The following is a 24216-nucleotide window of genomic DNA, read 5'->3' as shown; positions in this document are numbered from 1 at the left end:
TACTTTGTAAAACGCTTAAAGCCAATTTAACCTACCGTGTTACACAGTTATAGAAACACGCCCGGTCTTCGACCACCCCTCTACAAGAGGAAAACATAACGCCATTCCTCCCGACATGTCTGGAGGTGCCCAACGGGCGGGGTGTTTTATGAAAAATTTACTTAACACTCCTCCCCACTTCTTGCACAAAACGATGAAGGTTTACCCGCTTCTGCCTATCGCCTAAGCGTACAATAATTACTTTGTTTTGTGGGTTCACATAAACCGATTGCCCAAACATTCCCTGAGCTTTGTAGTCGTAAACCTTTTGGGCGTAGAAATACCGTCCGTCAGTATTTCTCTCCACAGGATAATCTAATTTATCTTTAAGTAAAGCATTTGCCGTGCTGATTGAATCTTTAAAAAATTTGAAATCTCTGGTTGCCCAAAATTGGTTCTTATACCTTAGTTTGGTCAAACTATCTGGATTGGTGGTAAGATCTACCCACTTTTTAGAGATCAATTGTTTGCCTTCCCAATTACCGCCGTTTAAGTAGAGCCTACCAATTTTAGCAAAATCTAAAGCCGTAGCGCTAATACAGCAAAAAGCTTTAATATGTTCTGCATTGTCCAAACTCCAAAGCGCATCGCTTTCGGCACCTAAAGGCTTCCACAAACGCTCTTGCATTAATTCCTGTAAACCCTTGCCTGTTGCTTTCTCTAAAACAAAAGCCAGCACTTGGGTATTGATACTTTGATATTCAAAAACCTTTCCAGGTTCGTTTTTAAACTTCAACTTAGCAACTATCTTTTTCAAATTGGCGCCGTAATAACTTCTGGTTATTTGTGAAAACGGACTGAAAGAACGTTCCTTAAAATCGAAACCACTGCGCATATCCAACACGTGTTGAATGGTTAAGCGATTAAAGCGTTCATCGTTTTTGGCTAATTCTGGCAGGTATGTGATCACCAATTCATCGGTAGATTTAATTTCGCCTCGATCTACAGACATGCCTACCAAAGTACCTACAAAAGATTTTGCCAATGAGAAACTTGGCTGTCTAACCGCTAAAGAATTACCTTCAGATAAGTATTGATAAATGATGCTATCGTTTTTAATCACCAAGAATACATTCGTCTTAGTACCAATTAATCCAGTATCTAAACGTTGTTTTAAAGAATCGTATGCCTTATTGGCCAAGTTATTTTTAAAGTAAAAAGGCGTAGCAGATTTTTGGATGGTTACATTCTCAAACTTTGCACTATCTCCCAAATCGGGAATTAAATATCTAACCGCCTTCATCGGTACACAGGCAGATAGAAAAAGTAAAATCGCTACAACAAAAAATATGTTTTTCATTGTCACTAAAATACAAAAGTGATGTTAAGGACACATTATGTGGTAAAATATTTACGTAAAAAAGATATCCCGCTGATTTTCGCAGATGGAACCACTGATTTAATAAGAAATTAACCAACATAGGAAATACTAAGTCTCCAAAAATCTGCGAAGAAATCAGCGTGTATCTGCGGAGAAAAAAACAGCCCCTCCAATTGTTTGAATTTCGTAACTATCTGTTTGAACTACACTAACAGCCACACCTAAAATACCATCAACTTTGTGATATAAAAAAAAGAAATGATGAACTCAAGAAAAACATGGTTAGTCACTGGTGCCTCTAAAGGATTAGGATTAACATTAACAAAAAAATTATTGGCACAAGGTTACAATGTAGCTGCAACATCTCGTACCGTTGATGCTTTAAGAGAAGCAGTGCAAGAGAACACTGCGAACTTTTTACCATTAGCAGTAAATATTGTAGACGAGGCGGATGTAGCAAAAGCCATTGACAAAGCAGTAGAACATTTTGGAAGTATTGACGTAGTGGTAAACAATGCTGGTTACGGGTTAATTGGTGGTTTAGAAGAACTAACAGACGAAGAAGCAAGAATAAATTTTGACGTAAATGTTTTTGGTTCGCTAAATGTAATCCGCAAAGCATTGCCTTATTTAAGGGCACAAAAAAATGGACACATCTTTAATATTTCATCAATTGGCGGCTTTTCGGGAGGTTTTCCAGCATTTGGTATCTATTGCGCAACCAAGTTTGCCGTACATGGTTTTACCGAGTCGCTTTATCACGAAGCAAAACCTTTTGGTATTAATGTGAGCTTAGTAATGCCTGGATATTTTAGAACAAGTTTCTTAGAAGGAGGCTCAATTGTTAAGCCTAAAAATGAAATTGAGGCCTACCAAAATGTAAGAGCAGTTCAAGACGCACACTTGCAAGATATCAATACCAACCAACCTGGTGATCCAGAAAAAGCAGCCGATGTAATGATTGCAGTTGCCAACCAAAGCGATCCGGCACTGCATTTATTTTTAGGAGCAGATGCTTACAAAGCAGCAAATGATAAAATTGAATTGGTGCAAAAAGATATGGAAGAATTTAAATTGTTAGCTACAAACACAGCTTTTGCTGATTAATTTTCGGCAAATGGTCTTCTTTCAGAAAACTCAATCGCAATATAGCTGATTGAGTTTTCATGTTTAGCAATATCACTATAAATGTTTTAAATTTACAATATGGAGCCTTTAGAAACCTTAGCAGATTTTTACGAACGTAAGTTTGACCTCAAGTTTGATGGCATAAATGCTGATTTGGGTCATTTTAATGTTTTTAGATTAGAAGAATGCAATGCCCCTGGCAGGCCTCCAGTACAATATAGTCGTAGAGATTTCTATAAAATTGCACTGATGAGGGGCAAACATCTTTACCATTATGGCGATAAAACCTTAGAAGTTTCGGATAGTACTCTGATGTTTTTTAATCCGGAAGTACCTTATACTTTTGAGCCTTTAACCGAAGATGCTACAGGCTATTTCTGTATTTTTAAGGATGCTTTTTTCGCAGAATATATCCGTGGAAGTTTAAAAGAATTACCCATGTATTCGCCCAATGGCAAACCTGCATATTTGTTAAATCAGCAACAAGACGATGCTTTTGCTCAAATTTTTGTGAAAATGATTGATGAATTAAAATCAGACTATACCTTTAAGTTTGATTTGATTCGCAATTACATTATGGAGATTGTTCATGGCGCATTGAAATTACAACCCTCGGAAACGCTATACAAACACGCTGATGCTAATTCCCGTATCGCAGCAGTTTTTACAGAACTTTTAGAAAGGCAGTTTCCTATAGAATCACGTTCGCAACAATTTAAACTTCGCTCTGCGAAAGACTTTGCAGAAAAACTGAACGTTCATACCAATCATTTAAACAGGGCAATAAAAACAGCAACTGGAAAAACTACAACTACTCATATTGCCGACCGATTGGTAACCGAAGCCATTGCACTCCTAAAACATACCAATTGGAACATTTCAGAAATTAGCTATACTTTAGGTTTTGAAGATCCCGCTCATTTCAACAATTTCTTTAAAAAACAGACCACCCATACCCCTCGCACTTATCGCATTTAAAAGTATCGCATAAAAAAAATCCCACGGCACAAACCGCAGGATTATAATATTATGCATTTTATAACTCCCCTTTAGGGGTTGGGGGTTAAATATGTATCGCTCTATTTTCAGTAGCAGCCAAAGCAGCCTCTTTTAAAGCTTCAGTATAAGTTGGGTGCGCATGGCAAATTCTAGCCACATCCTCTGCCGAAGCACGGAATTCCATCGCTACCACCGCTTCTGCAATCATATCAGCAGCACGTGGACCAATCATGTGAACACCTAAAATTTCATCCGTTTTTTCATCAGCCAATACTTTCACGAAACCGTCAGTATCCATACTTGCTTTCGCACGTCCACTCGCTTTGAATGGAAACGAACCAGCTTTGTATTTCACACCAGCAGCTTTCAATTGCTCTTCTGTTTGACCCACAGAAGCAACCTCTGGCCAAGTGTAAACCACACCCGGAATTAAGTTATAATTGATATGCGGTTTCTGACCAGCAATACGCTCAGCAACGTAAATACCTTCGTCTTCCGCTTTATGAGCCAACATCGCACCTTTAATTACATCGCCAATGGCATATACACCAGCAACCGCAGTTTCTAAGTGATCGTTCACAGGGATTTTGTTACCTCTTTCTTCCGGAGTGATACCGATTTTATCTAAACCTAAACCAGCAGTGTAAGCAGTTCTACCTACCGCAACAATACAGTAATCAGCCTCAACTTTCACTGCTTCACCTTTAGCGTTATCAGCAGTTACCGTAACCACTTTACCTTTAACAGATGCACCAGTTACCTTGTGGTTGGTTAAAAATTCCATGCCTAAAGATTTCTTTAACACACGTTGCAATTCTTTACCTAAACCTGCATCCATTGTACCAATAATAGATGGAGCAAACTCAACCACGGTTACTTTAGTACCCAAACGAGCATAAACCGAACCCAACTCTAAACCAATTACACCACCACCAATTACTGCCATGGTTTTAGGTACTTCTTTCAAAGTTAAAGCCTCGGTACTAGTGATGATACGTTTTTTATCGATTGGCAAGAAAGGCAAAGCCGTAGGTTTAGAACCCGTAGCAATAATTACATTTTTAGCAGTCAGTTTCTCTGTGCTACCATCAGCTTTAGTTACCAAAATGGTGTTTTTATCTTCAAAAGAGCCAACACCTTCAAAAGCATCGATTTTATTTTTCTTAAAAAGATAAGTGATACCAGCAGTGTTTTGCGCTACAACATCATCCTTACGAGCAATCATTTGCTTCATATCAACTTTCAAATCTTTGATATTGATACCGTGAGTAGTAAACGTATGAGCCGCGTTGTGATAGTGCTCCGAAGAATCTAACAATGCCTTAGACGGAATACAACCCACATTTAAGCAAGTACCGCCATAAGTTTTATATTTTTCTACTACCGCTGTTTTTAAACCTAATTGTGCACAACGGATGGCACCTACATAACCGCCCGGACCCGAGCCAATAACAACTACATCGTATTGCATGATCTTTTAAGAATTTTTGTTCTGGCAAATGTACGTTTTACCGCTTAAACACCAAAAGTTAAGTGTTTTAATGTTGTAAAAACTTGGTCACGGTTTTAGCCTCTCCCAAAAAGCATTAATTTTCCCAAGCACACTTCTCTCCCATTTAGGGGAAAGATGCCGAAGGCTGAGAGGGTTTTAAAACAATTTCCCCAAAACTTTTCATTTAATTTTCCTATATAAAAACTACATGCTTATATTTTCAATGGTATAGAAGAGTTAGATAAAGTTTCTTTTTACTAGAATTATTATTGCTTATCTACACAACTTTATCTAAGTTTGAATATGATTAGATTAAGAAACCTTCCATTTTTTATAGTTGGCCTAGGCGCTTTACTTTTTGGATTATTGGTATTTAAAAACGACTGCCCAACAGTGTGGTACGTTATCGCAGCTATATATTTCGTTTTGGGTTTTGCATTTCGTAAACCAATTGACACTGCCGACGGCGGTCACTAACACTTTGTCGTCATTTCGATGAGGAGGAACGACGAAGAGAAATCTCTAGCCTAATTTATAGCTACAGATTTCTCCTCATTCTTCGTCGAAATGACGATTTTATTTGCGTTTCTTCTCTCTTCAAAAGCTTTCAGTCTTAAGCTTTCTGCTTAGCACTAAACCTAACCACAATGAAACGAATATTCTTTACCTTATTTTTAGTTTCTTGCTTTTTCGCAGAAATTACCTTTGCACAAGAAACAGACTCTGCCTACGTTCGTAGCCACTACACCAAAATAGAACGCCTCATCCCCATGCGTGATGGCACGAAACTGTTCACTGCCATTTACATCCCGAAAGACATCGCTGCGAGCAAAAAATATCCTTTTCTAATTAACAGAACACCATATACTGTACGTCCTTATGGCGAAAACGACTATAAAACTAGCTTAGGCGGTTACCCAGCGGTAATGCGTGATGGCTTTATCTTCGTTTACCAAGATGTTCGTGGCCGTTGGATGAGCGAGGGAAATTTCGAAGACATTAGACCTACCAATTTGGGCAATGGCAAAAAAGATATCGATGAAAGTACCGATACTTACGACACTATCGATTGGCTACTCAAAAACATCAAAAACAATAATGGCAAAGCAGGTTTGTACGGTATTTCCTATCCAGGCTTCTACTCTACTGCTTCACTAATTAAATCTCACTCGGCGTTAAAGGCTGTTTCGCCACAAGCGCCAGTAACCGATTGGTTTATTGGCGATGATTTCCATCATGGCGGTGCGCTATTTTTAATGGATGCCTTTAAATTCATGACTTCATTTGGTGTTCCTCGTCCGCAACCCATTACGCCAGACAAAGGCCCTAAACCTTTCCAATTTCCAATTAAAGACAATTACCGTTTCTATTTAGAGGCTGGCTCGGTAAAAAACCTGAAAGAAAAATACATGGGCGACAGCATCAAGTTTTGGAACAACCTGTTTAAACACCCCAACCTAGACACCTTTTGGCAAGCCCGTCAAATTGTGAAGCACTTGAAAGATGTAAAACCTGCGGTAATGACTGTTGGTGGCTTCTTTGATGCTGAAGATGCTTATGGTGCTTTCGAAACTTATAAAGCTATCGAGAAACAAAATCCAAAGGCAAACAATATCTTGGTAGCTGGACCATGGTACCACGGTGGTTGGGTACGCGGCAAAGGCGACAGTTTTGGCGATATCAACTTTGGAACTGCCACAAGTACTTACTATCAAGATAATTTAGAACTACCTTTCTTCAAGTATTACCTCAAAGGTGAAGGAAAATTTGATGCAGCAGAGGCAAACATTTTCTTAACTGGAAGCAACCAATGGAAAAAGTTTAATACTTGGCCTCCACAAGATGTTGAGCTTAAAGCCTTATACTTCCATCCTAACGGGAAACTTTCTTTCACAAAACCTAGTACCAACAATAGTTTCGATGAATATGTGAGCGACCCAAATGCACCTGTTCCCTATCAAGATGGCATACAAGCCAACCGCAGCAGAGAATACATGATAGACGACCAACGATTTGCCGCTAGAAGACCTGATGTGAAAACTTATCAAACCGATGTTTTAACAGAAGACATCACACTCACCGGACCAATTTTAGCTAATTTATTGGTCAGCACTTCGGGCACTGATGCAGATTATGTGGTAAAGTTAATTGATGTTTATCCAGAAGATACCAAAGAAGTTTCTCCCGCTGATAAAAACAAAATGATGGCAGGTTACCAAATGTTGGTGCGTGGCGAAATTTTAAGAGGCAAATACAGAAATAGCTTCGAAAATTCTGAAGCATTTGTGCCAAACCAAGCAACCAACGTGAAATATGCCCTGCCAGATGTTGGCCATACTTTCAAAAAAGGACATCGAATTATGGTGCAAGTACAACATTCTTGGTTTCCTTTGGCAGATAGAAATCCGCAGAAATTCATGAATATTTACGAAGCAGAACCAAATGATTTCCAAAAGGCAACGCACAGAATTTATCATGGCAATGCCGATGGTTCTTTCTTATCTTTGCCAGTACTTAAACCATAAGAAGAAAACCGTATAGACACATAGTAACCAGATAAAAACTATGTGTCTATGTGGTTAAAAATAGTCACATGAAAAATACATTCCTTGCACTTTCCTTTTTAGCATTTTCAGCAACAACTTTTGCTCAAAACATGCTTGGCAGTAATGCTACAAATGATAGAGCCAAATTCCTAAGAGGAGCCTTAACGGACTTAAGAACTTGCTATGACATCAATTATTACCACTTGGATGTAAAGATTGATATCGACAACAGATCAGTTAGTGGAAGCAATGAATTTGCATTTACAGCAACCAAAGATTTCGAACAATTACAGTTCGATTTGTTTGAGAATTTAAATGTAGAGAAAGTAGTTTACAAAGGTAAAGAGTTACCGTTCACAAGAGAGTTTGCGGCGGTTTTTGTGAAATTCCCTAAAATTAAAAAAGGTAGTAAAGATCGTTTTACGGTATTCTATAATGGCAACCCACGTGTAGCTAAAAACGCACCCTGGGATGGAGGTTTTATCTTTAAGAAAGACAAATCTGGCAAACCGTTTGTATCAGTAGCCTGCCAAGGTTTAGGGGCAAGTGTATGGTGGCCAAATAAGGACCATCAAAGTGATGAGGTAGATAGTATGTTGGTAAGCATTAGTGCACCAAAAGATTTAGATTGCATTGCTAACGGTCGCTCACGTGGTAAAATTGAAGGCAAGGATGGCTATACTAAACACCACTGGTTCGTCGCAAATCCCATCAACAATTATAACATTGCATTTTACATTGGCAAATATGCTCATTGGACAGACACCTACGACGGCGAGGAAGGCAAGTTGACCTTAGATTTCTATGCTCTGAAAGAAGACAGTGCCAAAGCTCGTCCGCATTGGGATGCTGATGTAAAGCCAATGCTAAAGTCGTTCGAATATTGGTTTGGGCCTTACCCTTGGTATAAGGATGGCTATAAATTGGTACAAGCACCACATTTAGGTATGGAACATCAAAGTGCAGTAGCTTACGGCAACCAATTCAAAAAAGGATACTTAGGCAAAGACTTATCAGGTTCTGGTCATGGTTTAAAATGGGATTTTATTACCATTCACGAAACCGGTCACGAATGGTTTGGCAACAATATTACCACCAAAGACGTTGCCGACATGTGGGTACATGAAGGTTTCACCTCTTACTCTGAGGCACTGTTTACCGAAAGTACACAAGGCAAAACTGCTGGCGAAGATTATGTTATCGGCATTAGGCAAAACATAGGCAACAAAGGGCCAATTATTGGCATTTACAATACCAATACCGAAGGTGATGGCGATATGTACTATAAAGGCGCAAACCTAGTTCACACCATCCGCCAGTTAATAAATGATGATGAAAAGTTTAGACAGATTTTAAGGGGCTTGAATAAGACTTTCTATCATTCTACAACTACATCTGCAGAAGTAGAAGCATACATTGCAAAACAAAGCGGGTTAAAGCTAGACAAGGTTTTCGATCAATATTTACGTCATGCCAATATTCCAACCTTGGAATACAGAATTGAAAAGGTAGAATTAAAATACAGATGGCTAACCGATGTTGCTGGTTTCGATATGCCTGTGAAAGTTTCGTTAAAAGCTGGTGAATATACTTTGATTAAGCCTACAAATGAATGGCAAACTACAAAAATTGATACATCCGTTAATGACGGCAACTTTTCTGTAGAACGAAATTTTTATGTGAATACTAAAAAAGCAGAATAAGTTTTTAGTTGATGCAACGTTTTTAAAGCAAAGCACGTCTTTTACATAGATTAATCACATAAAATGGATAAAAAATATATTTCTATTGGTTTGATGTTAGCTGCTATAGTTGCCACAGCCAATCCGGTACAATCAGAATTACCAATTAATATTAGCGTTGCGAAATCGAGAGTAAAAACTACAGATATTGAGGTTAAAAACTTCAACGCTGTTGCTGCTGGTGGACCTTTGCAAGTGATTGTTACTTTGGGCAATAAAGAAGGTATACGATTTGAAGGCGATGAAGAAGCAATCTCCACTTTGGTTACCGAAGTAAAAGGAAGTGCTTTAATTATTAGGCCAAAAATGAGCTGGACTAGCTGGGCTCACAAATACAAAGACAAGAAAATTGTTGCTCATGTAAGTGCGAAAACCATTAAAAGCTTAACCATGAGCGGCGACGGCTCTATCAGTGTTAAGGGCACTATCTCGGAAAATTCGTTGGTAACCACACTAAGTGGTTCTGGCTCTATTACAGCAACTGTGAATGTTGGCGAATTAACAGGTGTAGTTAGCGGTTCGGGCAAATTAAACATTTCCGGCGAAGCAGATGAAGCAAGCGCAACCATAAGTGGTTCGGGTGTTTTAGCAAAAAAAGGAGCTTTAAAAGTGGGTGCGTTTTCTGCAACAATCAGTGGTTCTGGAACTGCTTATGTACACACAAATGGTGAAATTAGCGCCTTTATTAGTGGTTCTGGAAAAGTTTATTACACTGGCAATGCAAATATTTCAGAAAAGAAATTTTTAGGCTCTGGTGGGGTAAAGAAGCTGGATTAGCATAAAAGGGCGATTTTATATCGTATCGTCATTGCGAGGTACGAAGCAATCTTACAACTATAGATATAGCAAACCTTTTAAGATTGCTTCGTACCTCGCAATGACGACCAATTAATTAAAACCTAGTATACAAAGCTAACTGTGCAACGTTGTTTACTGTATTAGCATTAGCTCCCTTAATACTTTGGTTTAGATATCCGGCTTCGATATCAAAACTTTTAGAAACACGGTAACCAACAGCTAAATAAGCTCGGTTCTGATCAAAAAAGCTTCCATTTAACTTTTCTTTATTTTGGAGGTTGAAGAAAAGTTCGTTTTGCAAAGCAGCGAACATACCTTTGGTAAATGCACCTTCTTGCTTTTTCAACGGCTGAACTAACCTAAAGAAATAACGGAAACGCTGAGAAAACAATTCATCTGTTTGACGCTCTATAAAACGTTGTTCCAACCTAAACCTATGACTTAAAACCGCTCCTTTCCAGGGTTGTTGGTTGTAGATATATTGTTGCCAAATACGATGCTCGGTTAAGGTAAACTTCGGTTCATAAGGTGTTACGCCTGGAGCAAAAACCGGATATAACTCAGGCAAATAAGTCTGAGTGAATAAATATCCTAAAGTTGCATTTGAATTTTTATTGATGTAATAAGTAATCCCAGGCCTTACAAGCAGATTTCTAACTCCATCCCAATTATCTTCAGAGCGAAGTTGCAAATCAAAGTGCATTCCCCATTTATCGTTAAACTTGGTACTGTTTAGAAAGAAAAGCCATCCTGTGTTTTGGTTTACAGTTTGGGCATGAAGCAAAGAAGTGAATACGCTAAAGAAAGCGACAAGTACAATTTTTTTCATTTAGTTTTAATATGTTCTTAAAGGTGATGAAGCTGTCATGATGTTTCAAAAATTAACTATTGAAAATCATGACGGTCTCATCTGGTTTTAATCTTGTGTGTTCAACGAAAATATTAAAATCAAATTAGAAAGCATAAAACGTAACAGAAAGTAGACAAATAATTTTGTTCTTCTCGTCATTGCCAGCTCGACTGGCAATCGTAATGCGATGACATAATTAAATAGACTTATTGCTTTAAGATTCCCGCCTACGCGGGAATGACGATACGTCTATGGATCGTGTATAAAAAAAACCTTGCTCATTTTCATGAACAAGGTTGCATATTTTAAACCATGAAGGGCATTAAGGGAAATTAAGAAAATCCTTAACTAATCTTCATTTCTTAATTTGAAGACTATACTCCTAACAACAATCTAGCTGGATCTTCCAATAACTGCTTAACACGTACCAAGAAACCTACAGACTCACGTCCGTCGATAATTCTGTGATCGTAAGATAAAGCAATGTACATCATCGGACGAATTACCACTTCTTTATTTTCCGCAATTGGGCGCTCGATAATGTTGTGCATACCTAAAATTGCAGATTGAGGCGCATTGATAATTGGTGTAGACATCATTGAACCAAACACACCACCATTAGTGATGGTAAAAGTTCCACCTGTCATTTCTTCAATAGTCAATTTACTATCTCTAGCTTTAGTAGCTAATTCAATTACAGTTTTTTCGATTTGCGCTAAGCTCATGCTTTCTGCATTTCTAATGATTGGCACTACCAAACCTTTAGGAGCAGATACAGCGATAGAAACATCAACGAAATCGTTGAAAATGATTTGATCGCCATCAATACGAGCATTTACCGCAGGGAAGTCTTTAGCAGCTTCGCAAACCGCTTTAGTGAAGAAACTCATAAAGCCTAAACCAACACCGTGTTTCTCTTTAAATTGGTCTTTATATTTAGCACGTAAATCCATAATTGGCTTCATGTTAACCTCATTAAAAGTAGTTAACATAGCCGTCTCATTTTTAACCGCAACTAAGCGTTTAGCAACTGTTTTACGCAATGGCGACATTTTTTCAGCACGCTCATTTCTAGAACCAGCAACTGGAGCCGGAGCTGCAACAGCTTTAGGAGCTTCTGCCTTAGCAGCAGGCTTACCAGCTTGTGCATTGTTTGCATCTTCTTTGGTAATTCTGCCATCAACGCCAGTACCTTTTACGTTAGCTGCATCAATACCTTTTTCTGCTAAAATTTTACCAGCAGCAGGAGATGGAGTTCCAGAAGCGTAGCTATCAACGCTCTCTTTAGACTCTTTTTCAGCAACTGGAGCCGCAGCTTTATCTGCCGCAGGAGCATCAGCCTTTGGTGCTTCTTCTTTAGCAGCAGCCGGAGCAGCACCACCTTCTTCGATAGAGCAAACAACTGCACCAATTTCTAGCGTATCACCTTCGCTAGCAACAATTTTTAAAGTTCCTGCTTTTTCTGCAGTAAGTTCGAAAGTTGCTTTGTCTGATTCTAACTCCGCAATAATTTCGTCCATCTCTACAAATTCGCCATCGTTTTTAACCCAACGAGATAATACTACCTCGGTAATCGACTCGCCTACTGGCGGAACTTTGATTTCTAAACTCATATTAAATTATATGTTTTGTTTGGCGTTTGGCGATTAGAGAATGGCATTTTCACGCCTATCATTAATCGCTTAACGCTAGTCTTTATTTACGTTTCTTAATCTACTTTATCTTTAACCGCGTTTTTTGCAGTTTCTTTAAGCGGTTTTTTAGCTACTTCCGCCACCGAAGTTTCGAAAGTTTTAGCCACAATGTAAGCTTGTTGGTTAGTGTGTTGTTTCATGTAACCAGTTGCCGGACTGCTGCTTTCTTTTCTCGAAATTACATCAATTTTATTTAATGATGTTTTTCTTAATCTACGCAACAAATACGGCCAAGCACCTTGGTTTTCTGGTTCTTCTTGTACCCAAACGACATCCTCAACATTTTTGTATTTCGCTACAATAGCTTCCATTTGGTCAACAGGAGTTGGATATAACTGCTCTACGCGAACTAAGGCTACATCTTTATTTCCTTCTTTTTTCTGCGATTCCAACAAATCGTAGTAAACTTTACCTGAACAGAAAGCAACCCTTTTCACATCAGCCACTTTTACATTAGCATCATCAATTACTTCTTTAAAACCGCCAGTTGTAAAATCTGCTAATGGGCTTACACAAAGTGGATGACGTAACAAACTCTTAGGACTAAAGTTCACCAAAGGTTTACGGAAATCGCGTTTAAACTGACGACGCAATGCGTGGAAGAAGTTGGCTGGAGTAGTACAGTTAGTTACTTGCATGTTGTACTCTGCACAAAGCTCCATGAAACGCTCTATACGTGCCGATGAGTGTTCTGGACCTTGACCTTCGTAACCGTGAGGCAATAACATGACCAAGCCGTTAGCTCTTTGCCATTTAGTTTCCGCACTTGCGATGTATTGGTCAATTACAATTTGAGCTCCGTTAAAGAAATCACCAAATTGTGCTTCCCAAATGGTTAACGCATTAGGATTAGCCATTGCATAACCGTATTCGAAACCTAAAACTCCGTACTCAGATAAGTGCGAGTTGTAGATATCAAACTGAGCTTGTTGCTCTGAAATATTTAATAACGGAGTGTACTCTTCTTCCGAATCTTCTAAAGTTAATACCGCATGACGGTGAGAGAAAGTACCACGTTTTACATCCTGGCCGCTTAAACGAACACGTTTACCTTCGGCTAATAAAGTACCGTAAGCCAATTGCTCGCCCAAAGCCCAATCAAAAACATGAGTTTCGGTTGCCATTTTTAAACGCTCATCAAATAATTTTTCAATCTTTTTGAAGAACTTTTTCTCTTTTGGTAAAGTGGTAATTCTTTTCGCAACTTCTAACAAGGTTGTCTTTTTAACACCAGTTTCTGGAGAAGTTTCGAAATCTTTTGCAGTTGCGATACGCAAATCAGCCCAAGCACCACCAAATTTAACATCAGCTAATGCTGCATTATATTCTTTAGCCTCGTTTAATGAAGTTTGTAATCGAGCCTTAAATTCCTTTTCCATTTCCTTGGCGCCATCGGCATCAAGCTTGCCTTCTTTAACCAATTGAGCCACATAAATCTTTAATGGATTCTCGTGTTTCTCAATAGCCTTGTACAATAACGGTTGAGTGAATTTAGGCTCATCCGATTCGTTGTGACCAAATCTACGGTAGCAAAGAATGTCGATAAATACGTCATTTCTATATTTCTGACGGTATTCCATTGCTAAGTTAATTGCATAAACTAAAGCTTCAGCATCATCACCATTTACGTGAAAAACTGGAGATAAAGTTACTTTAGCGATGTCTGTACAGTAAGTACTAGAACGAGCATCCTTATAGTTAGTAGTAAAACCAATTTGGTTGTTAATTACCAAGTGGATGGTACCGCCAGTTTTGTAACCATCTAAACCAGCCATCTGGATTACCTCGTAAACAATACCTTGACCAGCTACAGAAGCATCACCGTGAATCAAGATCGGAGCTAAACGACCATCGTCGCCAGCGTATTTGAAATCGATTTTTGAACGGCTCATACCTTCCACAATACCATCTACAGTTTCTAAGTGCGATGGATTTGGGCACAAGCTTAAGTGAACGCTCTTACCATTATTAGTTGTTACATCTGTTGAGTAACCTAAGTGATATTTCACGTCGCCACCAAAAGGAGTTTCTTCATTGTAACTTCTTCCTTCGAACTCAGTGAAAATATCTTTATAACTTTTTTGCATGATATTAGCCAACACGTTCAAACGACCGCGGTGTGCCATACCAACCACAAATTCTTCAATACCTAAATCGGCACCTTTTTCAATTACCGAATCTAATGCCGGAATTAAAGCCTCTGCACCTTCTAAAGAGAAACGCTTTTGACCTAAAAATTTCGTACCTAAAAAGTTCTCGAAAACAACAGCTTCGTTCAACTTTTTAACCACTCTAACTTTCTCCTCATCAGATAACTTTGGCGTGTTACGATTGCCTTCCATTTTACCTTCTAACCAAGAAAGCACTTCTGGCGTACGCAAATATTTATACTCAACCCCAATAGAACCACAATAAGTTTGTTCTAAAAAGGCAACAATATCTTTCAGCTTTGCTGCACCAATACCCAATTCAACACTAGAATTGAAAACGGTTTCCAAATCAGCCGCAGCTAAACCAAAATTCTCAATATTTAAAGTTGGTAAGTGTTTACGTCTTTCTCTAACTGGGTTAGTTTTGGTAAACAAATGTCCACGTTGACGGTAGCCGTTAATCAAGTTTAGCACGCTAATTTCTTTCAGAAAGTGCTCTGGAGCATCTCCTCCACTTACAGCAGAAGTATCAGCACTTCTACCAAAATCAAAACCTTCAAAAAACTTTTGCCATCCAAATTCTACAGAATTAGGGTCTTCTTTATAACTCTGGTATAGGGAATCAACATATTCGGCGTTGGGGCCGTTAAGATAAGTTAGGTTATCCATTTGTATATATAACTATTACGATAAGTATTGCAAAATTAGGATTTTACCTTTAGAAAAGGCAATAAAATCACATTTAAATAAATTTAAAAAGTGTAACTAAAATATAGACGCTTTTTTACGCTCGAACGACCTGTGCGAATGCACCTTTTGGATCTAAAATTTTCAGCAGCTTCTCAAAATCGAAACTATTTGACAATTTTTGGTCGTTGCCAACACCAGCAACAGCAGCCCAATTACCCCAGTTACTTGCCGGTGCGTAGTCTAATAATTGCTCTTCAAAATAAGCAGCACCAAGCACCCAATTTACTTCTAACTCCTTTACTAAATAAGTTGCTACCAATTGCCTCGCCACCTGGTTAATATAGCCAGTTGTATTTAGCTCCTGCATGCAGGCATCAACTAGCGGTTGCCCAGTTTCTCCATCTTTCCAATTTTGCAAGGCAGATGTATTTTCTAATAGCAGCGGTGCACCATCTTTCTTAAATCCTTGAGGCTTAAAAAAGGTATTACCATATTTTTTGAACATGAAGCGATAGTAATCTCTCCACAACAAACCCAACACAATTTGATGAAAAAAAGGCCTAACACCGTGAGTTGCTTCGGCGTCTTTCATTTTCCAATACACTTCTCTAGGCGACAAACATCCAAGTGCCAACCAAGCAGAAAGTTTCGATACAATTTCATGCTTTTTCAAAGTGGCATTAGCTAAAACCATTCCTTCGCCAGCATGTAAATAGTCGTGCAAATGTGTTAAAGCTTCTTTTTCTCCACCGATAAACTCAGATTGGATTTTTAATACGGCCACAGCTTCATCTTGCAACAAGTCCTTAACTTCTGGAATTGCACCCCAGTCGTCAATACCTGAAAAACTGATAGCATTAGGCGTTGGAAAACAGGGTTTTACTACAGCATCACGCTCAGTCTTCTTTTTAAACTGTGTAAAAACATCAGGTATATCTTTAATTGGAAAAGGCAAATCTTCCTTATTGTAAAGCGTGTGCCCAATAAAATGCTTCAGATTTACCTTTTGTTTCCAAAGCGCATCTTCCAGTTTTATACTCACTGCAGTTTCTTCGCTCGCTACTTCTCTGTGATGGTAAACCTCGGCAATGTCGTGCTTAACCACTAAAGCTGGCAATACTTCCTCCGGATGCCCCTGTAACACCAGCAGATTACCGCCCATTGCCTGTAAAGATTGCTGTAAAGAAACAACACTCTCTATTAAGAATTTGGTTCTTGTAGCACCAGTTTTGTAGGTATGATATTGGGTTTGCTCGAAATGGCGTGGATCGAATACATAAACCGGCAAAATTTCATCAGCCTTAGCAATAGCCTCCACCAGCATTTCATTATCGTGCAAGCGAAGATCATTTCTAAACCAAACTAAAATCTTTTTGCCCATATTCTTAGCCATTCATAGTTAAAGCGTTTGCAATTTGCGAAAAATTTAGCCCAAACTTTTATTAGCCACTTCATTTTTACATAGATATAACACAGTAAAACATTGTTGAAATACAAATCAGTAAGGAAAAAGCTATCTTTAGCCAACCATGTCCCATCCATTAAATCAACACATTAAAAAATTCGCAAATATTACTGAAGCGGAATTTGTTGAAATTCTTACTTTCTTCGAAGTTCTTTCTGTAAATAAAAAGGAAATCTTGTTAGAAGAAGGGCAATATTGCAGGAAGCATTTCTTTGTCTTGAAAGGATGTTTACGCCTATTTTTTATGAAGGATACGGGTGTTGAGCAAACTACTCAATTTGCCATAGAAAGCTGGTGGATAACGGACAATCTTGCTTTTCTAGAACAGAAAAACAGCTCTTTCGCTATACAGGCAATTGAAAAATCGGAAGTTTTGGCTATTAGCTACGAAGCGCAAGAAAAAATGCTGAACCGATTTCCACAGATGGAAAGGTATTTTCGAAAGGTTTACGAAAAATCTTTCGCTGCCTCTCAACTACGAATTAAATACATCAACGACTATTCGAGAGAAGAAATGTACCTCTATTTCGCAAAAGTTCAACCTGCGTTTTTGCAGCGTGTGCCGCAATACATGTTAGCTTCTTATCTCGGTTTTACACCAGAGTATTTAAGCGAGATCAAGAAGAAACATCTAGGTAAACAACAGAAACCACATAGACACATAGAGCAACAATCGTAGCTATGTGTCTATGTGGTTAAATTTTCAGAAACTATCTTTCTTAAACTGGTTTAAGTTTTCTAAAAGTAACGAACAGTAACTTTGTTTCATCAAATCACAATTAAAAAATTTAAAGATGAAAAGAATAGATATATCGAAACTGGAGCCGAATGCCTACAAAGCAATGTTTGGAATTGAAAACTATTTGCTAACGACAGATTTAAAAAAATCACATAAAGAGTTGATCAAAATTAGAGCTTCACAAATTAATGGTTGTGCGTTTTGTTTAGATATGCACACTAAAGACGCCATCAAACTTGGCGAAACTCCGCAACGTATCTTTTTATTAAACGCATGGCGAGAAACCGATTTGTTTACTGAGGAAGAAAAAATCATTTTAGGTCTAACCGAAAAAATCACTTTAATTAGCCACGGTGGCGTTGACGATGATTTGTACAAAAAAGCAGTCGATACTTTTGGAGAAAGTTATGTAGCACAGATTATTATGGCTTGTGTAGCTATTAATGGCTGGAACAGAATTGCGATTAGTACAAATTTGGAGGTTCCAAAATCGTAGCAACCGCAAAACTTACGAAGTTTTAGAAACTTCGTAAGTTTAATTTTGCCAATCATATTGCTGTGCTAAGGCAGCAGGTTAATAAACTTCTTGTTTTTGACATCTAGTTTTCTCGGGGTGCCAATTCTACCTTCCCGTACATCAAACTTCTCGTCTCCCATTGCTCTAATCTCATCATAAATAGGATTGATTACCCAATTACCTTTTACATCAACTACTCCTTTCAAACCTTTTTTGCTGTCAACCGCTACAAAATAGCCCTCTTTACCAATTGCGTCCATTTCTTTAAGCAGCTTAACATTAACCTTTTTGGTTACATTTTGCGGCTTATCGTTTTTTACATATACCATTAAATGATTTACCGGACCTGAGAAATAATACTTAGCAAACTCCATTTGAGCGTCTTGAGTAGGCTTTAAAGGTAATTTACTTTTTAAATGCGCCTCAACTTCTTGAGCAGTCTTTAACTTTTGTTCATCTATCAGCGAAATTGCTTCTTCGTAAATTGGCAACGCTTTTTTCAGCCATGCTATAGTTGCTGCAGATGAAATAGAGTAAGAACTGCTTCCTAATTTTCTGAGCGCCCTACCATCTTTATAAAAACCCTGCACCTCACTAAGTTTTTCCGACAGAGATTTAGGATAGTTCAATTTAACCTCTCCATCAGCGTTACTTTTCATTTCTATATAGCCATCCCCTACTTTAATTTTCGGATTAGCATCATCTAAACGATAAGCAGTAGATATATAATGCTTAAACTGAACATCAAAATCGATAGATCGAATAGGCTTAGAAGCAGCTATAAGAAAATGGTTGTACTCCAGCTCCTCGGTATTTTTAGCTACTTTATAGTTGGCCTCAGCCGAAGTTCCATCCCAAAAATGCAGTAAACTAGGTTTAAATTGAGGCATCACCACAGAAGCTTCTTCAGCATCATCCCCCAGCCCTAACAATTCGTTTGCATCCAATATATTAAGTGAAATTGAAACCGAACTTTTTGGTTTACCAAATTCAGTTGCTAAGAAAAAATCTTCATTCACTTTTGCCAAAAATCCGTCTATCGAAAGGTATTTCCTTTGTTGGTCGGTAAAGTTATTCCAGTCTTTTTCATCAAAAGCTTTGTTCGAATTAATTTGTACTGGCTTAACATTAAACTCCAAATCAGCCAATTCTATCATGTTTTCAGATTTAGCTACAAAATCTTCTAAATCGTCTTTTGCTTGTTCAAGCTCACTTCTATTTTTCGAGCAGCCATAGCTCAAGAAAATGCAGAAAACAAGTGTTATTAGGCTTATGCTTTTAGTCATTACCTAATGTAGAAATATTATTTGTGTAAAGGTTATATTCACTCCCTACACGACTAAGAAACCAAGAAGGAAACGGAATAAAGAAGTCATGAATGTTTTGAAAATTTTAACTTATCGATGAATCGTCTTTAACTGCAACTAACTCTCCGTAAATATCGAACATCCGCTTTGCGTTGGCATTTACCTCATGATGCTTTTCTGCCGTTTTACGTGCATTTCTTCCTATTTCTTGCCATTTATTTGGATGGGTAATACATTTCAGTATGGCACGGTAAAATTCATCAGGTGTATCGGCAATTAAAATGTCCCTTCCATGTTTGCAATCTATTCCATCTGCTGCCATGCTTGTAGCAATAATACATTTCTGCATCACCATTCCTTCAATAATCTTTACACGCATACCACTACCAGAAAGCAGCGGCACAATCATGATCGCCTTGCTATTGATAAAATCTACCGCATCAAAAACCTCTCCTTCTACAATCAGGTTATCCGAATCGTAATCGAAGAATTGTTTCTGCATATTTTTACCAGCTATGTAGAAACGTAATTCGCCGCTCAGTTCTTCAATATCTGGCCAAATTTCATCCAAAAACCACTCCAAACCTTCTTTATTTGGTCGCCAATCCATTGCTCCTAAGTGAAACAAAGTTGGAAAACTGGTTTTAGAAGTATCGATATTGTATTTCTCGAAATCTAAAGCTACTGGAAAAACATCCAACCTCGTTTCACAGCCCATCAACAACAGTTTCTGCCTATCGGGATTACTGATGGCAAAAACTTGGTGGAAGCGATTGATCTGTTCCATTTCGTAAGCTTTTAACCTACGAGCTAAAAAATCTAAGTAAGTTCTACGAGGTGTAAAGCGTTCTCGTTGCGCTAAACGCTCCCAAACATCGTGTTCGATATGATGCGCCCTATAAACCAACTTTGCTTTGCTGTACTGCTTAACCGTATCTAAATAAGGCACCACAAAAAGCCCTTCAAATTGCACTATATCAAACTCCTTTTCTCTCAGCACATTCTCTAACACCTTTTCGGCATCATTGTCAAAAAAGCGAGAAACGTTGTAAGATTGATTAGAAAACACGTTCACAAAAGCATCCCAAACATTTACCTCAATATCTATGGTAAACGAATGGAAATCTATTTTTTCAAAAACAGGATCGTAAATATCATCTACATCTACATATTCTTTAGAATTATTAAGGCTAAACAAGGTAATTTCTGCGCCAAGTTTCTGTAAGCCCTTAATCGTATTATAAACTACTATAGGATAACCGCTATTTGGCGGAAAAGGAACTCTATGGCTTAACAGTAGCACTCTCACGTTTCGAATGGTAGAATTAGTTGCGGATCTCTGACATTAAATGTTTTTCGGTGGTAGGGAGATAAACCTACATTGATAACGGCATTTCGGTGTGCAATAGTTGGATATCCTTTGTTTTTTTTCCAATCGTAAGCTGGAAAATCGATATCTAAGTTTGCCATATACTCGTCGCGATGTGTTTTTGCTAAAATAGAAGCTGCCGCGATGTTGAGGTATTTACCATCGCCTTTTACAATGCAAGCATGTTTCACATCCTGATAGGCCTTAAACCTATTACCATCAATCACCAAGTATTCTGGTCTAAGTAACAGTTGGTCTAGTGCTCTGTGCATAGCCAAAAACGAAGCATTAAGAATATTAATTCTGTCAATTTCTTCATGGTCTACCATGGCAACTGCCCAAGCTAAAGCTTCTTTTTCTATAATTGGACGCAGTTCGTCGCGTTGTTTGTGTGTTAATTGTTTCGAGTCTGTTAAGCCTTCCAAATAGAAATCTTTGGGTAAAATTACTGCTGCTGCTACTACCGGACCAGCTAAGCAGCCACGTCCAGCTTCGTCGCAACCAGCTTCAATGAGTTCTATTTGATAACAATTTAACAGCATATTACAAAAATAGCACTTCTAAAGTCTTACTCGCAATAGTGATGAAAATTATAATTTTAGTTTTTTGAAAAGCAATGGTAGTGATGTTAAAAAAAGTTAATCCCGCTTTACACTGTAGCCCTCGTTCGTTAACACTCTCTTGGGGCTGCCGTTTCAATCGGGTTTGAATGGCAAAGACGTATGCTTTCTTTAAAGGTGTTACCATATCCCTTGCAAATTTACCACCGCATTATAGAGTAAACACCTCAACCGTTAAAACGACAAAATGACGGAAATAATAAAAATACCGTCAACTAAATGACGGAAATAATAAAAATACCGTCAATAAACTAACGGAAATAATAAATTATATGATATATTTGTAATATGGAAATACCTAGAGCGCTAGAAAAAACAATTTTCAAGAAATTGAAGCCCAATAAAGTAGTGGCTATTTTAGGTGCTCGCCGTGTTGGCAAAACAGAATTGATTAGTTACATTTCAAAAAACAGTAACGACAAACAGCTATTGCTTAATGGTGATGATATTGAAACTCATAACCTACTAGCTACACAAAGCACTGCAAACTTTAAGCGTTTACTTGGCGATACACAATTACTCATTATAGATGAAGCTCAAGAAATACCCAATATTGGAAAAAAGCTAAAGCTAATGGTAGATACCATACCTGGTATAAAAATACTGATTACAGGTTCATCGGCATTTGAAATAAACAACCAAGTTGGCGAGCCCCTAGTTGGCCGTATGAGTACCCTTCATCTTTATCCTATTGCGCAATTAGAATTTTCTGAAAAGGAAAACTACTTAGAAACCAAAAGCAATTTAGAAGAAAGGCTCATTTTTGGCTCATATCCAGAACTAAGCAGTATCATCAATAGAGAAGACAAAATAAGCTACTTAAAAGAACTTGCCCACAATCAATTATTAAGAGATATTTTAGCTTTTGAAGGCATTAAAAAACGAGATAAAATTATTGCGCTATTACAAATGATTGCTTTTAGAACTGGTAGTGAAATATCTTTAGAAAGCGTGGGCAGAGATTTGCAAATTAGTAAAAACACGGTAGAAAAATACCTCGACCTGTTTAGCAAGGTCTTCATCATCTATAGTGTGAGTGGTTTTAGCCGCAACCGTGATAACGAAATTACCAAGATGAAAAAGTGGTATTTTGTAGACAATGGCATCCGTAACGCCATTATCAATTCGTTTAATCCGTTAAATATGCGTGACGATGTTGGCAAACTATGGGAAAACTATTTGAATAGCGAACGAATAAAATTGCTTCATTACAAAGAAAAACACGTTTTAGATTACTTTTGGCGTACCCACAACAAACAAGAGATAGACCGTATTGAAGAAGCCAACGATAAATTATCGGCTTTTGAATATAAATGGCAAAACCAAAAAACGAAAATCCCTAGTGAGTTTGCAAAAGCTTACCCTAATGCCAATTTTGAAGTAATAGATCAGGATAACTATTTAGATTTTATTACTTAATTGTGGGGAGGACGCCAAAGCTGTAACTAAGGTATGTTGTACTTCATGTTGTGTGTTTAGACATAGATTTTAGCAAAAGCTTTGCATTTAAAACCCGATTGAAGCGGATCCCGATTTTTCATCGGGAATAGCGTAAAGCGGGACTTTCGGTTCCGATTAGCACTGTAACTACTTTTCAAATAATTTTAAACGCTTACATTCTGCCCTTTTACATCAAAGGCATCGCGTAAGCCAATGGCAATTAAATTGAAGGCATAAACCGTGAGCATGATGGCCAAACCTGGTAACATGGCCAAATAAGCGGCGTCCATAATGATGTAGCCGTAATGTTCTTTAATCATGGTGCCCCAGCTTGGCATGGGCGGTTGCGCACCGAAACCTAAGAAACTTAAGCCAGTTTCTAACAAAATTGCTGAGGCAAAATTGGCCGAGCCTACCACCAAAATTGGTCCGGCGATGTTGGGCAAAATATGTTTAATGATGGTTCTGCTATTAGAAAAACCTAGTGCTTTGGCGGCTTCTACAAATTCTACTTGCTTTAAGGCCATTACCTGTCCACGTACCAAACGGGCAACATCTACCCAAGTAGATAAGCCTACAGCGATGAAAATTTGCCAAAAACCTTTTCCTAAGGCAAACGAAATAGCGATAACCAAAAGTAACGAAGGCAGTGACCAAATCACGTTCATAAACCAACTGATAGCGGCGTCTATTTTACCTCCGAAAAAACCTGCAATGGCACCCAAACCTACGCCAATAAACATGGAAATAAGTACTGCCATTAAACCAACAGAAAGCGACACCCTTATACCGAGAATTAACCGGCTGAGTAAATCTCTACCGTAAATATCTGTGCCTAGCCAAAATTTTTGTTCGTAGATATTCTTTTGTTCGAAGAGCATTTGCGTATTGCCTAGTTTGCTTGGTAGCGTACAACTGTGGCAAAGTTCTTTCAATTTATAAACTGTGGGAGTGGTATTTTTTTCTTCGCCAATGTACTCGTAAGCATGAACTTCATCGTTCACAATTTTATACGAAGTAATTGGTACGCTTTTAAATTTTGCTGGCTGGCCATACAACATCTTTTCAAAAAAACCTACGTCTTTTACGCTACTGTATCGCTGAACAATTAAAAATTTAAATTTGCTGCCAGGTTTTTCCTTACCAATTTGTAGTTGTTGCGTGTTGGCATAAGGTGTTTGGTCTGGCGTTATCAAGTAACCCAACGCACCAATTACTACCATTAAAACTATAAAAATAAGGCCAATTAGAGCGAGCGTATTTCGTTTAAACTTTTTCCAAACCTTAGCAGATTGTGTAGTATTTGCCAT

The 24216-nt window shown here is 38.1% G+C and carries 19 protein-coding genes; 9 read left to right on the top strand and 10 right to left on the bottom strand.

Annotated elements, in window-relative coordinates; translation table 11 throughout:
- Window positions 1-157 precede the first annotated feature (157 nt).
- Window positions 158-1339 carry a serine hydrolase gene (locus tag REI64_RS13015; protein ID WP_308850568.1) on the bottom strand — a complete coding sequence of 394 codons (1182 nt, stop codon included), beginning with the start codon at window positions 1337-1339 and terminating at the stop codon, window positions 158-160.
- A 279-nt stretch (window positions 1340-1618) separates the two neighbouring features.
- Between REI64_RS13015 and REI64_RS13010 the strand changes: the two genes are divergently transcribed.
- Both REI64_RS13010 and REI64_RS13005 read left to right on the top strand, forming a co-directional pair.
- On the top strand, window positions 1619-2467 hold the full coding sequence (locus REI64_RS13010) for an SDR family oxidoreductase (RefSeq protein WP_308850567.1): 849 nt from the start codon (window positions 1619-1621) through the stop codon (window positions 2465-2467).
- 99 nt (window positions 2468-2566) lie between these two features.
- Complete coding sequence (locus tag REI64_RS13005; protein WP_308850566.1) at window positions 2567-3466, top strand: AraC family transcriptional regulator; 900 nt, start codon at window positions 2567-2569, stop codon at window positions 3464-3466.
- 85 nt (window positions 3467-3551) lie between these two features.
- Here the strand turns inward: REI64_RS13005 and lpdA are convergent, their stop codons facing one another.
- A complete protein-coding gene (lpdA, locus tag REI64_RS13000) occupies window positions 3552-4958 on the bottom strand; it encodes a dihydrolipoyl dehydrogenase (protein ID WP_308850565.1) in 1407 nt (468 codons plus the stop codon).
- Window positions 4959-5282: 324 nt separating this feature from the next.
- Between lpdA and REI64_RS12995 the strand changes: the two genes are divergently transcribed.
- The 4 genes from REI64_RS12995 to REI64_RS12980 all read left to right on the top strand — a co-directional run bounded on the left by REI64_RS12995 (window position 5283) and on the right by REI64_RS12980 (window position 10044).
- A complete protein-coding gene (locus REI64_RS12995; protein WP_308850564.1) occupies window positions 5283-5456 on the top strand; it encodes a hypothetical protein in 174 nt (57 codons plus the stop codon).
- 170 nt (window positions 5457-5626) lie between these two features.
- Window positions 5627-7504, top strand: coding sequence for a CocE/NonD family hydrolase (locus REI64_RS12990; protein ID WP_308850563.1), 1878 nt, complete (start codon window positions 5627-5629; stop codon window positions 7502-7504).
- A 68-nt stretch (window positions 7505-7572) separates the two neighbouring features.
- Entirely contained in the window at window positions 7573-9228 is a 1656-nt protein-coding gene (locus tag REI64_RS12985) for a M1 family metallopeptidase (protein ID WP_308850562.1), read from the top strand.
- 63 nt (window positions 9229-9291) lie between these two features.
- A complete protein-coding gene (locus tag REI64_RS12980; protein WP_308850561.1) occupies window positions 9292-10044 on the top strand; it encodes a head GIN domain-containing protein in 753 nt (250 codons plus the stop codon).
- A gap of 115 nt (window positions 10045-10159) precedes the next feature.
- Here the strand turns inward: REI64_RS12980 and REI64_RS12975 are convergent, their stop codons facing one another.
- The 4 genes from REI64_RS12975 to REI64_RS12960 form a co-directional block, all read right to left on the bottom strand.
- Window positions 10160-10894: a DUF2490 domain-containing protein gene (locus tag REI64_RS12975; protein ID WP_308850560.1), complete on the bottom strand. Its 735-nt coding sequence runs from the start codon at window positions 10892-10894 to the stop codon at window positions 10160-10162.
- Between the two features lie 395 nt (window positions 10895-11289).
- On the bottom strand, window positions 11290-12528 hold the full coding sequence (odhB, locus tag REI64_RS12970) for a 2-oxoglutarate dehydrogenase complex dihydrolipoyllysine-residue succinyltransferase (RefSeq protein WP_308850559.1): 1239 nt from the start codon (window positions 12526-12528) through the stop codon (window positions 11290-11292).
- 95 nt (window positions 12529-12623) lie between these two features.
- Window positions 12624-15428, bottom strand: coding sequence for a 2-oxoglutarate dehydrogenase E1 component (locus REI64_RS12965; protein WP_308850558.1), 2805 nt, complete (start codon window positions 15426-15428; stop codon window positions 12624-12626).
- A 115-nt stretch (window positions 15429-15543) separates the two neighbouring features.
- Window positions 15544-16842 (bottom strand): DASH family cryptochrome, encoded by a 1299-nt coding sequence (locus tag REI64_RS12960; RefSeq protein ID WP_308850557.1) that lies wholly within the window; start codon window positions 16840-16842, stop codon window positions 15544-15546.
- 136 nt (window positions 16843-16978) lie between these two features.
- Here REI64_RS12960 and REI64_RS12955 point away from each other — a divergent pair, with 136 nt between their 5' ends.
- The gene (locus REI64_RS12955) at window positions 16979-17593 is read left to right on the top strand and encodes a Crp/Fnr family transcriptional regulator (RefSeq protein ID WP_308850556.1); all 615 of its coding nucleotides are present in this window, start codon (window positions 16979-16981) and stop codon (window positions 17591-17593) included.
- A gap of 115 nt (window positions 17594-17708) precedes the next feature.
- Window positions 17709-18149, top strand: a complete 441-nt coding sequence (locus REI64_RS12950) for a carboxymuconolactone decarboxylase family protein (protein ID WP_308850555.1) — start codon at window positions 17709-17711, stop codon at window positions 18147-18149.
- 65 nt (window positions 18150-18214) lie between these two features.
- Here the strand turns inward: REI64_RS12950 and REI64_RS12945 are convergent, their stop codons facing one another.
- From REI64_RS12945 to REI64_RS12935, 3 genes are all read right to left on the bottom strand, one after another.
- Window positions 18215-19456 (bottom strand): WG repeat-containing protein, encoded by a 1242-nt coding sequence (locus REI64_RS12945; RefSeq protein WP_308850554.1) that lies wholly within the window; start codon window positions 19454-19456, stop codon window positions 18215-18217.
- Between the two features lie 106 nt (window positions 19457-19562).
- Window positions 19563-20786 carry a glycosyltransferase family 4 protein gene (locus tag REI64_RS12940; RefSeq protein ID WP_308850553.1) on the bottom strand — a complete coding sequence of 408 codons (1224 nt, stop codon included), beginning with the start codon at window positions 20784-20786 and terminating at the stop codon, window positions 19563-19565.
- A complete protein-coding gene (locus REI64_RS12935) occupies window positions 20783-21388 on the bottom strand; it encodes a ribonuclease HII (RefSeq protein WP_308850552.1) in 606 nt (201 codons plus the stop codon). The genes REI64_RS12940 and REI64_RS12935 overlap by 4 nt, the downstream gene beginning before the upstream one ends.
- Window positions 21389-21754: 366 nt before the next feature.
- Between REI64_RS12935 and REI64_RS12930 the strand changes: the two genes are divergently transcribed.
- The gene (locus REI64_RS12930) at window positions 21755-22885 is read left to right on the top strand and encodes an ATP-binding protein (RefSeq protein ID WP_308850551.1); all 1131 of its coding nucleotides are present in this window, start codon (window positions 21755-21757) and stop codon (window positions 22883-22885) included.
- Window positions 22886-23070: 185 nt separating this feature from the next.
- Here REI64_RS12930 and REI64_RS12925 read toward each other — a convergent pair whose 3' ends face one another.
- Complete coding sequence (locus REI64_RS12925) at window positions 23071-24216, bottom strand: ABC transporter permease (protein WP_308850550.1); 1146 nt, start codon at window positions 24214-24216, stop codon at window positions 23071-23073.

It is taken from the genome of Pedobacter sp. (assembly GCF_031119335.1).
GTDB lineage: Bacteria > Bacteroidota > Bacteroidia > Sphingobacteriales > Sphingobacteriaceae > Pedobacter.
Note: the sequence above shows the minus strand (reverse complement) of the source record. Positions and strands in the feature narration are given on the sequence as shown.

Bases quoted from the DNA above. Each gene is read 5' to 3' on its own strand.
- REI64_RS13015 (WP_308850568.1), bottom strand. From the start codon at position 1,339: ATGAAAAACATATTTTTTGTTGTAGCGATTTTACTTTTTCTATCTGCC.
- REI64_RS13010 (WP_308850567.1), top strand. From the start codon at position 1,619: ATGATGAACTCAAGAAAAACATGGTTAGTCACTGGTGCCTCTAAAGGA.
- REI64_RS13005 (WP_308850566.1), top strand. From the start codon at position 2,567: ATGGAGCCTTTAGAAACCTTAGCAGATTTTTACGAACGTAAGTTTGAC.
- lpdA (WP_308850565.1), bottom strand. From the start codon at position 4,958: ATGCAATACGATGTAGTTGTTATTGGCTCGGGTCCGGGCGGTTATGTA.
- REI64_RS12995 (WP_308850564.1), top strand. From the start codon at position 5,283: ATGATTAGATTAAGAAACCTTCCATTTTTTATAGTTGGCCTAGGCGCT.
- REI64_RS12990 (WP_308850563.1), top strand. From the start codon at position 5,627: ATGAAACGAATATTCTTTACCTTATTTTTAGTTTCTTGCTTTTTCGCA.
- REI64_RS12985 (WP_308850562.1), top strand. From the start codon at position 7,573: ATGAAAAATACATTCCTTGCACTTTCCTTTTTAGCATTTTCAGCAACA.
- REI64_RS12980 (WP_308850561.1), top strand. From the start codon at position 9,292: ATGGATAAAAAATATATTTCTATTGGTTTGATGTTAGCTGCTATAGTT.
- REI64_RS12975 (WP_308850560.1), bottom strand. From the start codon at position 10,894: ATGAAAAAAATTGTACTTGTCGCTTTCTTTAGCGTATTCACTTCTTTG.
- odhB (WP_308850559.1), bottom strand. From the start codon at position 12,528: ATGAGTTTAGAAATCAAAGTTCCGCCAGTAGGCGAGTCGATTACCGAG.
- REI64_RS12965 (WP_308850558.1), bottom strand. From the start codon at position 15,428: ATGGATAACCTAACTTATCTTAACGGCCCCAACGCCGAATATGTTGAT.
- REI64_RS12960 (WP_308850557.1), bottom strand. From the start codon at position 16,842: ATGGCTAAGAATATGGGCAAAAAGATTTTAGTTTGGTTTAGAAATGAT.
- REI64_RS12955 (WP_308850556.1), top strand. From the start codon at position 16,979: ATGTCCCATCCATTAAATCAACACATTAAAAAATTCGCAAATATTACT.
- REI64_RS12950 (WP_308850555.1), top strand. From the start codon at position 17,709: ATGAAAAGAATAGATATATCGAAACTGGAGCCGAATGCCTACAAAGCA.
- REI64_RS12945 (WP_308850554.1), bottom strand. From the start codon at position 19,456: ATGACTAAAAGCATAAGCCTAATAACACTTGTTTTCTGCATTTTCTTG.
- REI64_RS12935 (WP_308850552.1), bottom strand. From the start codon at position 21,388: ATGCTGTTAAATTGTTATCAAATAGAACTCATTGAAGCTGGTTGCGAC.
- REI64_RS12930 (WP_308850551.1), top strand. From the start codon at position 21,755: ATGGAAATACCTAGAGCGCTAGAAAAAACAATTTTCAAGAAATTGAAG.
- REI64_RS12925 (WP_308850550.1), bottom strand. From the start codon at position 24,216: ATGGCAAATACTACACAATCTGCTAAGGTTTGGAAAAAGTTTAAACGA.